Source organism: Bacillus sp. JJ783, from assembly GCF_036963225.1.
Classification (GTDB): Bacteria; Bacillota; Bacilli; order Bacillales; family Bacillaceae_G; genus Bacillus_A; species Bacillus_A cereus_U.
Genome location: NZ_JBALMG010000108.1, coordinates 37782 through 51793, shown reverse-complemented (window position 1 = coordinate 51793; position 14012 = coordinate 37782). Strand labels below are relative to the sequence as shown.

Here is a 14012-nt window from a genome sequence, read left to right as displayed (position 1 = left end):
AAAATATAAGTCTAGGAATATTTGAATAAATCTAAATTATCGTGTAGAATAATGTTGTAAAATGTAAACGTTTTTCTAAGGGGAGGCTAAAAAAATGGTAGTAGCATACAAACATGAGCCATTTACAGATTTTTCAGTAGAGGCTAACAAATTAGCGTTTGAAGAGGGTTTAAAGAAAGTAGAATCTTATCTTGGACAAGACTATCCATTAATTATCGGGGGAGAAAAAATCACTACAGAGGACAAAATTGTTTCTGTAAACCCTGCAAATAAAGAGGAACTTGTTGGTCGCGTTTCAAAAGCAAGCCGTGAATTAGCTGAAAAAGCAATGCAAGTAGCGGATGCAACATTCCAAACTTGGAGAAAGTCAAAACCAGAAATGCGTGCAGACATTTTATTCCGTGCTGCAGCAATCGTTCGTCGTAGAAAACATGAGTTCTCTGCTATTCTTGTAAAAGAAGCAGGTAAACCATGGAATGAGGCAGATGCTGATACAGCAGAAGCAATCGATTTTATGGAATATTATGCTCGTCAAATGTTGAAATTAAAAGACGGTATTCCAGTAGAAAGCCGTCCAATTGAATATAATCGTTTCTCTTACATTCCATTAGGAGTAGGTGTTATCATTTCTCCTTGGAACTTCCCATTCGCAATTATGGCAGGTATGACAACAGCTGCTTTAGTTTCTGGTAACACAGTATTACTAAAACCAGCTAGTACAACTCCTGTAGTAGCAGCGAAATTTATGGAAGTATTAGAAGAAGCTGGTTTACCAGCTGGCGTAGTAAACTTCGTTCCAGGTAATGGTTCTGAAGTTGGTGACTACTTAGTAGATCACCCTCGTACACGTTTCGTTAGCTTCACTGGATCTCGCGATGTAGGTATTCGTATTTACGAACGTGCAGCAAAAGTAAATCCAGGACAAATTTGGTTAAAACGTGTTATCGCTGAAATGGGCGGTAAAGATACAATCGTTGTTGATAAAGAGGCAGATCTTGAATTAGCAGCTAAATCTATCGTTGCATCAGCATTCGGATTCTCAGGACAAAAATGTTCTGCATGTTCTCGTGCAGTAATCCATGAAGATGTATACGATCATGTATTAAATCGTGCTGTTGAATTAACAAAAGAATTAACAGTAGGTAACCCAGATGCAAAAGATATCAACATGGGACCTGTTAATGACCAAGCTGCATTCGATAAAGTAATGAGCTATGTTGCAATTGGTAAAGAAGAAGGTAAAATCGTATCAGGTGGCGAAGGAGACGATTCTAAAGGCTGGTTCATCCAACCAACAATCGTTGCTGACGTTGCAGAAGATGCTCGTTTAATGAAAGAAGAAATCTTCGGACCAGTAGTAGCATTCTGTAAAGCAAAAGACTTTGATCATGCACTTGCAATTGCAAACAATACAGAATACGGTTTAACAGGAGCAGTTGTTACTAACAACCGTGACCATATTGAAAAAGCACGCGAAGACTTCCACGTTGGTAACTTATACTTCAACCGTGGATGTACTGGTGCAATCGTAGGTTACCAACCATTCGGTGGCTTTAACATGTCTGGTACAGACTCTAAAGCTGGTGGCCCTGACTACTTAGCACTTCACATGCAAGCAAAAACTACTTCTGAAACTTTATAAGAAATAGTAGAAGAGATCTTCACATACTGTGAAGATCTCTTCTTTTTGAGAAAATCTTTATAATAGAAGCTAGTTAATTTGAATCGAGAAATAATTACTAAATATTACTATTTATTCTTTGGAACTAGCTAAACCCTATTAATATCGGGATAAACATGAAAATAGAAACAAAACAACGAGAAAAATTGACTTATTAGTCATATTTTTTAGTATTCATTTTGAGGATTTCCTGTATAATACAATTTGAAAGAAAATCTATGGTTTGACAAGAGAACACTCCTTTCGGTTTTGCTCACTGAAAGGAGTGTTTTTTTTAGGTCGCTAAAAACTCTTCTGTACTCATTATATTAGCGTATACTCCATTTAAACTTGCCAAAATTGTATTATGAATATAAACAGCTGGTATAGTAGCATTCTTAAATGAAAGATCTTTTGTAGCACAAGCATCGTGTATTACGGTACAGTGAAGGCCAAAATCAAAAGCAGCCCTTACCGTAGCATCAATACACATATGGGTCATCATCCCGCAGATTACGACGTGCTCAATTCCTGAACGTTGTAATCGTTCTAGAAGATCAGTTTCTCGGAAGCTATTTGGATAATGTTTAAGGATAACGGATTCCTCTCTAAGTGGACGGACATTTTCGTGAATATGGAAACCTTCTGTATTGGGTAGGAAAAAAGTAGCGCTATCTTTTATAGCTACATGTTGGATATGAAAAATAGGTTCGTTTCTAATTCTAAAATGTTGTAGTAGCTGACTAGCATATTCACTTGCTTCTACTGGATTACGTAATTCCATCTTGCCATTTGGAAAATAATCATTTTGAATATCGACGAGCAAAAGGGCTGTTTTCATATATTTATCTTCCTCCGAATTCATATTCAAATACTGTTATTCAATTAGTATCGAAGATTCTCCTTTTTAAAAGTATGAGTGAGGAGGATTTTACATAACTATAAAAATTACTATTGTATTGTGATTTTTTATTTGAAAATTTTAATAGAGGGATAATTAATTTTTTTCTGAAAAATGTATTGACTCTTATTATTCTGAGCTCTATAATGAGAATTAATTAAATGACAATTAAATCGATACACTCTTATCCAGAGAGGTGGAGGGACTGGCCCTACGATACCTCAGCAACGGGTTTTTTAATACCGTGCTAATTCCAGCAAGCTTAAAGTAGGCTTGGAAGATGAGAAGATGTGAACGAGTACATAAAAGTGCTCTCCTTCTTANNTAAGAAGGAGAGCACTTTTTATTTTACCTCGAAAGCTCTACTTCAAGTTTTACAGCATATAGGAGGGAAGAAAATGATTTCTTTTAATAATGTAAGTAAAGTATATGAATCAGGTGGACAATCTGTTCATGCGGTTGAGGATGTAACGCTGTCAGTTGAAAAGGGCGAAATTTTTGGCATTATCGGATTTAGTGGTGCTGGAAAGAGTACGTTATTACGCTTAGTAAATATGTTAGAAAGACCAACTGCAGGAACAATTTCAATAGATGATAAAGAAATTACATCATTATCGGCGAAAGAATTACGGAAACTAAGACAAAGGATCGGAATGATTTTCCAAAGTTTTAATCTATTTAATTCAAGAACAGTGTTTGGGAACATTGCTTATCCATTAAGGTTAGCGAAATTGCCGAAGAATGAGATAAAAGAAAGAGTGAATGAACTACTAAAATTTGTTGGTTTAGAAGATAAAGCGAACTATTATCCAGAACAGTTATCAGGTGGGCAAAAGCAACGTGTTGGGATTGCAAGAGCTCTTGCGACATCACCAGATATTCTCATATGTGATGAGGCAACATCGGCTTTAGATCCGGAAACAACAACAGAAATTTTAAATTTATTAAAGAAAGTAAATAGAGAGTACAATTTAACGATTCTACTTATTACACATGAAATGCACGTTGTGAAAGAAATTTGTCACCGTGTAGCTGTTATGGAAAAAGGAAAAGTAATTGAAGAAGGAAAACTGTTTGATGTTTTCACACAACCAAAAACAAAGACAACTCAAAATTTTGTACGCTCTGTTATTAATGATCACCTACCAGAAAGTGTTCTAGCGAAAATTCAAAACGGGGGTCAGATTTATCGCCTGACTTTTACTGGTGAAGAGACAGGGCAGCCTGTACTATCATATATTGCGAAAAACTATAACGTCGATGTAAATGTTCTTTATGGAAATATTATTGAACTCCAAAATGTGCTATTTGGAAATCTTCTTGTAGAACTACAAGGTGAACAGAAAGAAATTCAAAAAGCATTACAACATCTAAGACTGCAAGTGCAGCTGAAGGAGGTAGAAGCTCATGCGAGTTGATTGGAGTATATTTTGGCCTCGCATATTAGATGCGACAGGGGATACCCTCTTAATGGTAATTGTAACCCTTATATTTGCTACAATTCTTGGTATACCTCTAGGTTTACTTTTATACGTAACGAGAAAAGGAAACTTTTTAGAAAATAAATGGGTCTTTTCTATTCTTAATATCGTAATTAATACAATTCGTCCGGTTCCATTCATTATCTTTTTAGTAGCTTTAAGTCCGGTAACAAGAAGCGTTATTGGAACGACAATTGGAACGGCAGCAGCAATCTTCCCAATGACGTTAGTTGCTTCAATTGGTATTGCGAGAATGGTTGAAACAAATCTTGTTTCTGTTCCGAAAGGAGTAATTGAAGCAGCACAAGCAATGGGCGCTTCGCCACTTAGAATTGTTTTTGAAATCCTCGTGCCAGAAGCTTTAGCACCATTAATCTTAGGTGTCACGTTTATGACAGTTGGTTTAATTGAATTTTCTGCAGTTGCTGGACTTGTCGGTGGTGGCGGTCTTGGTGACTTAGCGATGACATATGGTTATCAACGCTTTGATACGTCAGTTATGTTTGTAACGGTCGTTTTACTTATTATTCTTGTACAGGTCGCTCAAAATTTAGGGAATTACTTTGCGAAAGTCTTTTTACGCAGATCATAAAAAGGAAGAGGGGAAAAGAAAATGAAGAAAATTTTAGCATTTGTATTATCAGCGATTGTAGGGATTTCGGCATTAAGCGGCTGCTCAGGTGGAGACACAAGTGCAGGAGCGAAAGAGAAAGTAGTTCGCGTTGGTGTAACTGGAACGGATGGAGACGCTTGGGAAATTTTAAAGAAAAAAGCTGAAAAAGAAGGGATTAAGATTAAACTGGTTGAGTTCTCTGATTACACAACGCCCAACAAAGCGTTAGCTGATGGAGATATTGAACTAAACTCATTCCAGCACATTGCTTTCTTAGAGCAATTTAAAAAGGAGCATAAGTTAGATATTACAGCTGTTGGTACAACGCAAATTGCACCGATGGGCTTATACTCTGAAAAATATAAGAAAGCAAATGAAATCCCAGATGGTTCAGAAATTGCTATTCCAAATGATCCAACGAACCAAGCTCGTGCATTAAAACTTCTTGATGCAGCTGGGTTATTAAAGCTTAAAAAAGATTTTGGTCTATTTGGAGATCCAAGCGGCATTGCTGAAAATCCGAAGAAGTTGAAGATTACACCGGTTATCGCACAGCAAACACCTCGTGTATTAAAAGATGTAGCGGCTTCAGTTATTAATAACGGTGTTGCTGGTCAAGCTGGATTAGATCCAGCAAAGGATCCTATTTTCTTAGAAGATCCAAAGAATGAAAATGCAAAGGCCTATATTAATATTTTCGCAGCTCGTACGAAAGACAAAGATGATCCAACACTGAAAAAAGTAATTGAATTATACCATTCAAAAGAAGTAACAGATGCAGTTAAGAAAGAAACAAATGGTGGTTCCATTTCAGTAGATCTTTCACTAGATGAGCTTGAAAAAATCGTAAAATAATTATCGGGTTTAACGACTAACAGTAGGAACCCCTCCGCTGTTAGCTCGTTCAACATATAATCTACTTAACAAACAAAACCCTAATTCTGTACCTTCCAATTTTGTATAACATAGAATCCAATGTTTGTTAAGTAGAGTGATGGACCAGGAGTTTTCCTGGTCTTTTTTTTAATTAAAGCAGCTAGCTAATAATAAGGACATCCAAATTATGATTGGGTAAGAGAGTAAACTAAAAATGAGTGTGATTGCTAATTTCTTTTTAGAGATTAATAGCTTCTTTGATGAAAATAAGAAAAGAGAAAATAGGATAATGATAGATGCTGAGATTACTCCTGGATTATAAGAACGATAAATAACAAATAAAATAATATGTTGAACAGCGTTAAAGAAAATAGCTCCTTGAATAAAAATAATCCAGTAAATAGAAGATAAGATTTGTAATTGGTATAGAATGACTATGAGTAGAACAAAGGTTGTTAATATAGTAATTGCAATGATAAATTGTTTATTGTCTATGAAACGAATTGAAAATTGATTAGCAAGATATTGTGGCATCTGGAAAGCTTCTTCAAGGTTATGAATGAGAAATAAAAAAGGAATGATCCAAGGTATAATAGTAGAATGTTTTTTCATCAACTTATATCACTCCAATAAAGGTATAGAAAGCCTAAAAAGGCCCTCTATACAGAGATAGTTATTCAATTACAATGCTTTTTAAATTATCTTCAGGATGCTCTTGTTCTTTCGGATAAGCAGCTAGCTCCTCTTGTAAAATATTTAGTGCTTGCTTAGCTGATTGCTGAATCGGATTCGGTAGCTCTTCTAATATAAGCATACCGAATTTTATTTTTGTACGAATTACCTTTCTTAGTAGTTCATCATGCATGTACTACACCTCCAAACCGAATGTTTAGTACATCATCTTCAAACTTAGCTCCTTGAATAGAAAGGTGCGTTAATGTTTTTGGCAATGTGATATTTCGCTTCGCAGAACCAGCTCGAATAATAAGCTCATCACCTTTTTGATTTAATGAAAGTTCATTTTTGTTTGAGAAGGGAATGGAGAGAACGAAAATATACTCATCGCCATCCTTTTTTACATATTGTGTGCGACCGTTAAATTTCACTTCCGTAGGAGAAGAGTCAGATTTAAATAAAGCGTCTCCTACACGTTCTAACATAGACAAACCAACAACTTCTTGTTCAAACATCGGAGCTTCGTAAATAGGAAGTGGCTGAAAACTATCTTGAATTAATGTTTTATATTTCTTTTGTGTATCTTTCCATGCCTGAAAATAAGGATCGGTGACAGTGTTAGGGATGACGCGGTTAATCATAATGGCATCAACGTTATAATCGTATAAGTTTAAATACGTAAAGCTGCGCTGAGCTTCTTTAATGACCATTTTTTCAGGATTTACAACAACGCGAATGCTGGTTACCTCTCGGTTTGATAAAATATCTCTCATTTCTCCAAGCTGTTCAAGTGTATTTGTTAATTCGTCCATAATATCATCGGTTGGAAGGGGGACACCAAGGAGTGGTTGAGCTACAGGACGAACGACTTTTAAAACTTTTCTTTTAATAGGAAAGAGTTTTTCCATCCACCAGCCGAGCATGTCTGGAAAGCTGAGCATTGCTAAAGTTTCTCCAGTCGGTGCGCAATCAATAATGATGACGTCGTAAGTGTTGTGTTTATAGTAATCGAGTACTCGAAGTAAGCTAATTAAATCTTCCATACCAGGGAACATCGTTAATTCTTCTGTTGTAATATCATCAGCTGCTTTGGAAGTGAACAGCAAGGTAATGTATTTCTGTAATTTTCCCCAGCCTTTTTCCATTTCATAAATCGTATTAATTTCTTGTGCCCATAAATTTTCACGAATTTCTAATGGCTCGGAAGATAGCTTTATACCAAATGAATCTCCTAAACTATGAGCAGGATCTGTGCTCATTACTAATGTTTTTAATCCTTGTTTTGCACTTTGAAGTGCTGTTGCTGCTGAAATGCTAGTTTTTCCTACGCCGCCTTTACCTGTATACAAAATAATTCTCATCATTCTATCCCCTTTGTTTCGAATGTCGAATATTACGAGTGTCGAAGTAAATAGTTGAATAAAAACCCAGTTAGGGCTTTATTCAATCGGAATATTTTTCATTTTAGGTGTAGAAACCTTCTCTTCTGTTTTTTGCTGTGACGTAGCGATGTGATTCATAATCTTTTGGAAGATTTGTAGTAAGAATGCTTTTTCTTCTTCTGACAATGCTTCCGTCACTAGGCTAAAGTAATGGGCCGCATTTTGTTTCACTTCTTGAACGAGCATTACGCCGTTTTCTGTTAAACGAATTAATACAATACGTCGATCGCTTTCATCACGGTAGCGTTCAATGTATCCCTTTTTTACAAGGCGATTTACAACGCCTGTCGTTGTACTCATCGGTATATCAAGAAGGTCAGCAATTTTTGTCATTGTAATATCTGTATTTCGCTCCATCCAAAGTAAACAAAATACTTCTGTCTTGGAAAGTGTTAAATCAAGGCTTACCCATTCTTCAGGATAGAAAAGTTTCTTGGCGTTATCTAGCAGTAAGTCTAAAAAATGTTCATATTGCAACAATTATTTCCACTCCCGTATATTTCGAGATTCGTAATATTTGTTTTTATTTTATGTGGAATTGAAATAAATGTCAATGTTTTCGATTGTTTTTTCAGATTAGAAAGAAAATTATCTTCAAAATAGCAATTTTTTGTGATAGATTAATAAATAGAAAAAAGAAAATTTACATAAAAATCCATTGTGATAAATATATTTATCTATAATGGGTGTACAGCTAACGAGGGGGAGAACGATGAGAAGACGAAATACGCAAGCGTTCACGTTTTTAGCATGGACTTCATTTGTTTGTGCGCTGTCAGGAATGCTAATTGGGATTTACACGTTAGATGAAACGCTTAGTGTAAAAGGGTACTATTTAATAGGAACATTATTTTTAACGATGTCTTGTTTTGTATTACAAAAAACAATTCGTGATAATGAGGAAGATAATGAAAGATTTCCGAAAAATAAATCGTTAGATAAAGAGTAAATTGTAAAGAAAGGCACTTGCCTTTCTTTTTTTATGTAAAAATGCCGTAAGTGCCGTGTGTTGACTTGCTTGAAGTACTGGAAATTTGGTATCATCAATAGTATTGTAGATTGAACGATATATTATGGAGGTGGCCTAGCCGTGTCAAGAATTTCCGTTGAGAATGTAAAGCACGTAGCACATTTAGCACGTCTTGCAATTACTGATCAAGAAGCAGAAAAATTTCAAAAACAACTAGATGCAATTGTTACATTTGCAGAACAGTTAAATGAATTAGATACAACTGATGTAAAACCAACAACTCATGTATTAACTATGAAAAATGTTATGCGTGAAGATGTGCCAGAAAAAGGTTTACCAGTAGAAGAAGTATTAAAAAATGCACCGGATCACAAAGATAATCAAATCCGTGTTCCAGCAGTATTAGAATAGAGGAGGGAATTTCGATGTCATTATTTGATCATTCTGTATCAGAGTTACATAAGAAGTTAAACAACAAAGAAATTTCCGTTACGGATTTAGTAGAAGAATCTTACAAACGTATTTCGGATGTTGAAGATAACGTAAAAGCTTTTCTTACATTAGATGAAGAAAATGCACGTGCGAAAGCGAAAGAATTAGATGCAAAGATTGGTGCTGAGGATAATGGTTTATTATTCGGTATGCCAATCGGTGTAAAAGATAACATTGTAACTAACGGTCTTCGTACAACTTGTGCGAGCAAAATGTTAGCAAACTTCGATCCAATTTACGATGCGACAGTTGTACAAAAGCTAAAAGCTGCTGACACAGTTACAATCGGTAAATTAAATATGGACGAGTTCGCAATGGGTTCTTCAAATGAAAACTCAGGCTTCTACGCTACAAAAAATCCATGGAACTTAGATTACGTTCCAGGCGGATCTAGTGGTGGTTCTGCAGCAGCAGTAGCAGCAGGAGAAGTATTATTCTCTCTAGGTTCTGATACGGGTGGTTCTATCCGTCAGCCAGCTGCATATTGCGGCGTTGTAGGTTTAAAACCAACTTACGGACGCGTATCTCGTTACGGATTAGTAGCATTCGCATCTTCACTTGACCAAATCGGACCGATTACACGTACAGTAGAAGACAATGCATACTTATTACAAGCTATTTCAGGTATTGACCGTATGGATGCAACTTCTGCAAACGTTGAAGTAGGGAACTACTTAGCTGGTTTAACAGGCGATGTTAAAGGTTTACGTATTGCTGTACCGAAAGAATACTTAGGCGAAGGTGTTGGCGAAGAAGCTCGTGAGTCAGTACTAGCTGCTTTAAAAGTGTTAGAAGGTATGGGCGCAACTTGGGAGGAAGTATCTCTTCCGCACTCTAAATACGCTCTAGCAACGTATTACTTATTATCTTCTTCTGAAGCATCTGCTAACCTTTCACGCTTTGATGGCGTACGTTACGGTGTTCGTTCTGATAATGTAAATAATTTATTAGATCTTTACAAAAACACACGTAGCGAAGGTTTCGGTGATGAAGTAAAACGTCGTATTATGCTTGGTACATTTGCTCTTAGCTCTGGTTACTATGATGCATATTACAAAAAAGCACAACAAGTACGTACATTAATTAAAAATGACTTTGAAAATGTATTTGCTAACTACGATGTTATTATTGGACCAACAACGCCAACTCCAGCATTTAAAGTGGGCGAAAAAGTGGACGATCCAATGACAATGTATGCAAATGACATTTTAACAATTCCAGTAAACTTAGCGGGTGTTCCAGCGATTTCTGTTCCATGTGGATTCGGTGCTAACAACATGCCACTTGGTTTACAAATCATTGGTAAACACTTCGATGAAGCGACAATTTACCGTGTTGCACATGCGTTTGAGCAAGCAACAGACTATCATACAAAAAAAGCAAGTCTGTAAGGAGGCGAGCATAGATGAATTTAGAAACAATTATTGGTTTAGAGGTTCACGTTGAGTTAAAAACAAATTCAAAGATTTTCTCTGCGAGTCCAACAGAATTCGGAGCGGAGCCAAATACACAAACAAGTGTAATTGACTTAGGATACCCAGGGGTACTTCCTACTTTAAATAAGGAAGCAGTTAACTTTGCAATGAAAGCTGCAATGGCATTAAACTGTGAAATCGCAACGGAAACGAAGTTCGACCGTAAAAACTATTTCTACCCAGATAATCCAAAAGCTTACCAAATCTCTCAATTTGATAAGCCAATTGGTGAAAATGGTTGGATTGAAATCGAAGTAGACGGTAAAAAGAAACGTATCGGTATTACACGTCTTCATTTAGAAGAAGATGCTGGTAAATCAACGCATACAGCTGAAGGTTCATTAGTAGATTACAACCGTCAAGGTATGCCTTTAATCGAGATCGTATCTGAGCCAGATATGCGTACTCCAGAAGAAGCATATGCGTACTTAGAGAAGTTAAAATCAATCATTCAATATACAGGTGTATCTGATTGTAAGATGGAAGAAGGTTCTCTTCGTTGTGATGCGAATATTTCACTTCGTCCAGTTGGACAAGAGAAGTTCGGTACAAAAGCAGAACTGAAAAACTTAAACTCTTTCACTTACGTGCAAAAAGGTCTTGAGCATGAGCAAGTGCGCCAAGAGAAAGAATTATTATCTGGCGGTATCATCCAACAAGAAACACGTCGTTATGATGAAGCAACGAAGAAAACAATCTTAATGCGTATAAAAGAAGGATCTGACGATTACCGTTACTTCCCAGAGCCAGACTTAGTTGAGCTTTACATCGACGATGAGTGGAAAGAAGAAATTCGTGCTTCTATTCCAGAACTTCCAGATGTACGTAAAGCTCGCTATGTTGAAGAAATTGGCTTACCGGTTTATGATGCACACGTATTGACATTAACGAAAGAGATGTCTGATTTCTTTGAAGCAACAATTGTAGATGGTGCTGATGCGAAATTAACATCAAACTGGTTAATGGGTGAAGTACTTGCATACTTAAACAAACAACAAAAAGAATTAAAAGACGTTGCGTTAACGCCTGCTGGTTTATCTAAAATGGTTCAATTAATTGAAAAAGGTACAATTTCTTCTAAAATCGCGAAGAAAGTATTTAACGAATTAATTGAAAAAGGTGGAGACCCAGAAGAAATCGTTAAAGCGAAAGGGCTTGTTCAAATTTCTGACGAAGGAACACTTCGTAAGGTTGTAACAGAAATTCTTGATAATAATGAGCAATCTATTGAAGACTTTAAAAACGGTAAAGACCGTGCAATTGGCTTCTTAGTTGGTCAAATTATGAAAGCTACAAAAGGACAAGCAAATCCACCACTTGTTAACAAAATCTTACTTGAAGAGATTAATAAGCGCTAAAATAGTATAGATTCTTAAAGATTAAACAGAAAAAACACCCGTATTTGGGTGTTTTTTCTGAGTTAATCAAACGTTTGTTTAAATGGTGAAAAATAATTTAAACAAACGTTTGATTAACTGTCAAAAGTGAAAAAATGTTTCTATAGCAACTATGGTATGATAGTTGCAAAAAGGTGGGAATAATGATAAATCTAGACATAGAGGTTTTTTTTCATCTCGTGAAATAATAGATAATTATTATTCATTATATGTAAATTGATGTGAGAGAATGGATAGACATAAATTTTTGGTCAAATAAAACAAAACTATCAGGAGTGAACAGTTACTTTTGATGGGCTACACGAATCGGGTTCTTACTGCCTGTTTGAGCGGAATTAAAGAAGGATAGGAAGATGAGAGGAGGTAGGCATAGGGATACTGAATAAGGGTTCGGTGTATTCGTTTTTCAATGAATAAGGAATTTCCTGTGCTAATAAATGATGAAGCGAGCAAGAATTATTTATAATCCTACTTCTGGGCGTGAGCTATTTAAGAAGAGCTTACCAGAAGTATTACAAAAATTAGAACAAGCTGGATATGAAGCGTCTTGTCATGCGACAACTGGTCCTGGAGATGCGACTGTGGCAGCGAGGCAAGCTGCGGATCGTAAGTTTGATGTTGTTATCGCAGCTGGTGGTGATGGTACGTTAAATGAAGTAGTGAACGGTTTAGTAGGACATGAGCATCGTCCAAAGTTTGGAATTATTCCAGTTGGAACGACAAATGATTTTGCGCGTGCGATCGGTGTACCTCGTGTTATTGAAGAGGCTGCGGATATTATTTGTGAAGGAACAACGGTACCGTTAGATCTTGGTAGAGCAAATGATACATATTTCATTAATATCGCTGGTGGCGGCCGTATTACAGAATTAACATATGAAGTACCAAGCAAGCTAAAAACGGTATTAGGCCAACTTGCTTACTATTTAAAAGGAATCGAAATGTTACCATCATTACATCCAACATATGTTGAAATTGAGTATGATGGGAAGTTGCTACAAGAAGAAATTACGATGTTTTTAATTACGAATACTCGTTCAGTTGGTGGATTCGAAAAAGTAGCACCATATGCATCTATTAACGATGGATTATTTGATTTATTAGTACTGAAAAAAGGTTCTATCGCTGATTTAATTAAAGCAGCAACACAAGCGCAGCGTGGGGAACATATTAACAATCCGAAAGTACTATATACACAAGCGAATCGTATTAAAGTACATTCACCTGATAAATTAATGATCAACTTAGATGGTGAATATGGCGGAGATGCACCAATGGAATTTGAAAATATATATCATTGTCTGGAACTATTTGTTCCTGAACATCAAGAGGATGCCCTGTAAAGGCATCTTTTTTATTATATCGAGGAATTGTAAATTGGAAGTTAGTTTGATTTTTATGGTATTTTTACAATTCGTTTATTTTATATCCATACTTTATTGATACACTAGAAGAGATAAGAAAAGAGAGGTAGGGTAACTAACTGTTACGATTTATTTAACTAATTATAACTAAAGTTAATTAAATATATCAGTAAGCCCTGCTAGTCAAGTGATTGGCTAGTAGTGAGGGTTAACTGCGGGCAATCCCTAAAGCTGATTGAACTACAACGTGGCTAGAAATAGCGAGCGTGAATGTCGCGAAAGCAGAAAAAATCAATCAGATCGTGCAAGGTTAAATCCTAAACACTAGAATAATGGGCCTTCCGCATCGAATCGTCTAAGTCAAAATTGATAAGATGAACGTTCAACGACTATCTCGTATAACTGACGAGAGTACATCACAAGCCTATGGTGATGGAAAAATCCTCTATCTCTAAAGAGATAAACATATAGTCTGCGCTCATGTGAAAACATGAGAAGTTCATAAGAGAACTGGCTAAGGAATTGCGCCCTTAGTTGAACGAGATAAATTTCATTAAATCTATCAAACTTTAATGAATCTATCGAACCTATGCATTATGGTAAATTCGATGAGGTGAGAATAATAATGAAATTTTCACGAGTTAGTCAAGTATCGGAATTAACAGG

Annotated in this window: 14 protein-coding genes and 1 riboswitch; of the genes, 9 read left to right on the top strand and 5 right to left on the bottom strand. The window is 36.1% G+C overall.

The window, feature by feature from the left end; all coding sequences use genetic code 11:
- Nucleotides 1-94: 94 nt before the first annotated feature.
- Nucleotides 95-1642, top strand: coding sequence for an L-glutamate gamma-semialdehyde dehydrogenase (pruA, locus tag V7038_RS21710; RefSeq protein ID WP_002010035.1), 1548 nt, complete (start codon nucleotides 95-97; stop codon nucleotides 1640-1642).
- A 313-nt stretch (nucleotides 1643-1955) separates the two neighbouring features.
- On the opposite strand, the gene V7038_RS21705 is transcribed toward pruA, so the two are convergent.
- Nucleotides 1956-2501, bottom strand: coding sequence for a cysteine hydrolase family protein (locus V7038_RS21705; protein WP_335695624.1), 546 nt, complete (start codon nucleotides 2499-2501; stop codon nucleotides 1956-1958).
- A 241-nt stretch (nucleotides 2502-2742) separates the two neighbouring features.
- Nucleotides 2743-2848, top strand: a riboswitch (SAM riboswitch).
- Between the two features lie 111 nt (nucleotides 2849-2959).
- Between V7038_RS21705 and V7038_RS21700 the strand changes: the two genes are divergently transcribed.
- From V7038_RS21700 to V7038_RS21690, 3 genes are read left to right on the top strand one after another with little or no spacing between them, the layout of a single operon-like run.
- Entirely contained in the window at nucleotides 2960-3979 is a 1020-nt protein-coding gene (locus V7038_RS21700; protein WP_002113494.1) for a methionine ABC transporter ATP-binding protein, read from the top strand.
- The gene (locus V7038_RS21695) at nucleotides 3969-4634 is read left to right on the top strand and encodes a methionine ABC transporter permease (RefSeq protein ID WP_070127852.1); all 666 of its coding nucleotides are present in this window, start codon (nucleotides 3969-3971) and stop codon (nucleotides 4632-4634) included. The genes V7038_RS21700 and V7038_RS21695 overlap by 11 nt, the downstream gene beginning before the upstream one ends.
- Before the next feature lie 21 nt (nucleotides 4635-4655).
- A complete protein-coding gene (locus tag V7038_RS21690; protein WP_070127853.1) occupies nucleotides 4656-5510 on the top strand; it encodes a MetQ/NlpA family ABC transporter substrate-binding protein in 855 nt (284 codons plus the stop codon).
- 168 nt (nucleotides 5511-5678) lie between these two features.
- Here the strand turns inward: V7038_RS21690 and V7038_RS21685 are convergent, their stop codons facing one another.
- The 4 genes from V7038_RS21685 to V7038_RS21670 all read right to left on the bottom strand — a co-directional run bounded on the left by V7038_RS21685 (nucleotide 5679) and on the right by V7038_RS21670 (nucleotide 8128).
- On the bottom strand, nucleotides 5679-6143 hold the full coding sequence (locus tag V7038_RS21685; protein ID WP_002113499.1) for an HXXEE domain-containing protein: 465 nt from the start codon (nucleotides 6141-6143) through the stop codon (nucleotides 5679-5681).
- A 61-nt stretch (nucleotides 6144-6204) separates the two neighbouring features.
- Nucleotides 6205-6396 (bottom strand): DUF3926 domain-containing protein, encoded by a 192-nt coding sequence (locus V7038_RS21680; RefSeq protein WP_335695623.1) that lies wholly within the window; start codon nucleotides 6394-6396, stop codon nucleotides 6205-6207.
- Nucleotides 6389-7570 carry an ArsA family ATPase gene (locus V7038_RS21675; RefSeq protein ID WP_002113501.1) on the bottom strand — a complete coding sequence of 394 codons (1182 nt, stop codon included), beginning with the start codon at nucleotides 7568-7570 and terminating at the stop codon, nucleotides 6389-6391. The genes V7038_RS21680 and V7038_RS21675 overlap by 8 nt, the downstream gene beginning before the upstream one ends.
- Nucleotides 7571-7645: 75 nt before the next feature.
- Entirely contained in the window at nucleotides 7646-8128 is a 483-nt protein-coding gene (locus tag V7038_RS21670; RefSeq protein WP_002113502.1) for a MarR family winged helix-turn-helix transcriptional regulator, read from the bottom strand.
- A gap of 232 nt (nucleotides 8129-8360) precedes the next feature.
- On the opposite strand from V7038_RS21670, the gene V7038_RS21665 reads away from it, so the two are divergent.
- The 5 genes from V7038_RS21665 to V7038_RS21645 all read left to right on the top strand — a co-directional run bounded on the left by V7038_RS21665 (nucleotide 8361) and on the right by V7038_RS21645 (nucleotide 13325).
- On the top strand, nucleotides 8361-8597 hold the full coding sequence (locus V7038_RS21665; protein WP_002029490.1) for a YiaA/YiaB family inner membrane protein: 237 nt from the start codon (nucleotides 8361-8363) through the stop codon (nucleotides 8595-8597).
- Between the two features lie 141 nt (nucleotides 8598-8738).
- Nucleotides 8739-9029 (top strand): Asp-tRNA(Asn)/Glu-tRNA(Gln) amidotransferase subunit GatC, encoded by a 291-nt coding sequence (gene gatC / locus V7038_RS21660; RefSeq protein ID WP_000086999.1) that lies wholly within the window; start codon nucleotides 8739-8741, stop codon nucleotides 9027-9029.
- Nucleotides 9030-9043: 14 nt separating this feature from the next.
- Complete coding sequence (gatA, locus tag V7038_RS21655; RefSeq protein WP_002113505.1) at nucleotides 9044-10501, top strand: Asp-tRNA(Asn)/Glu-tRNA(Gln) amidotransferase subunit GatA; 1458 nt, start codon at nucleotides 9044-9046, stop codon at nucleotides 10499-10501.
- Between the two features lie 14 nt (nucleotides 10502-10515).
- On the top strand, nucleotides 10516-11943 hold the full coding sequence (gene gatB / locus V7038_RS21650) for an Asp-tRNA(Asn)/Glu-tRNA(Gln) amidotransferase subunit GatB (RefSeq protein WP_002113506.1): 1428 nt from the start codon (nucleotides 10516-10518) through the stop codon (nucleotides 11941-11943).
- A gap of 476 nt (nucleotides 11944-12419) precedes the next feature.
- Nucleotides 12420-13325: a diacylglycerol kinase gene (locus V7038_RS21645; RefSeq protein ID WP_002010051.1), complete on the top strand. Its 906-nt coding sequence runs from the start codon at nucleotides 12420-12422 to the stop codon at nucleotides 13323-13325.
- The last annotated feature ends 687 nt before the right edge of the window (nucleotides 13326-14012 follow it).

Bases quoted from the DNA above. Each gene is read 5' to 3' on its own strand.
- V7038_RS21680 (WP_335695623.1), bottom strand. From the start codon at position 6,396: ATGCATGATGAACTACTAAGAAAGGTAATTCGTACAAAAATAAAATTC.
- gatB (WP_002113506.1), top strand. From the start codon at position 10,516: ATGAATTTAGAAACAATTATTGGTTTAGAGGTTCACGTTGAGTTAAAA.
- V7038_RS21675 (WP_002113501.1), bottom strand. From the start codon at position 7,570: ATGATGAGAATTATTTTGTATACAGGTAAAGGCGGCGTAGGAAAAACT.
- V7038_RS21705 (WP_335695624.1), bottom strand. From the start codon at position 2,501: ATGAAAACAGCCCTTTTGCTCGTCGATATTCAAAATGATTATTTTCCA.
- gatA (WP_002113505.1), top strand. From the start codon at position 9,044: ATGTCATTATTTGATCATTCTGTATCAGAGTTACATAAGAAGTTAAAC.
- V7038_RS21700 (WP_002113494.1), top strand. From the start codon at position 2,960: ATGATTTCTTTTAATAATGTAAGTAAAGTATATGAATCAGGTGGACAA.
- V7038_RS21690 (WP_070127853.1), top strand. From the start codon at position 4,656: ATGAAGAAAATTTTAGCATTTGTATTATCAGCGATTGTAGGGATTTCG.
- V7038_RS21685 (WP_002113499.1), bottom strand. From the start codon at position 6,143: ATGAAAAAACATTCTACTATTATACCTTGGATCATTCCTTTTTTATTT.
- V7038_RS21645 (WP_002010051.1), top strand. From the start codon at position 12,420: ATGATGAAGCGAGCAAGAATTATTTATAATCCTACTTCTGGGCGTGAG.
- V7038_RS21665 (WP_002029490.1), top strand. From the start codon at position 8,361: ATGAGAAGACGAAATACGCAAGCGTTCACGTTTTTAGCATGGACTTCA.
- V7038_RS21695 (WP_070127852.1), top strand. From the start codon at position 3,969: ATGCGAGTTGATTGGAGTATATTTTGGCCTCGCATATTAGATGCGACA.
- pruA (WP_002010035.1), top strand. From the start codon at position 95: ATGGTAGTAGCATACAAACATGAGCCATTTACAGATTTTTCAGTAGAG.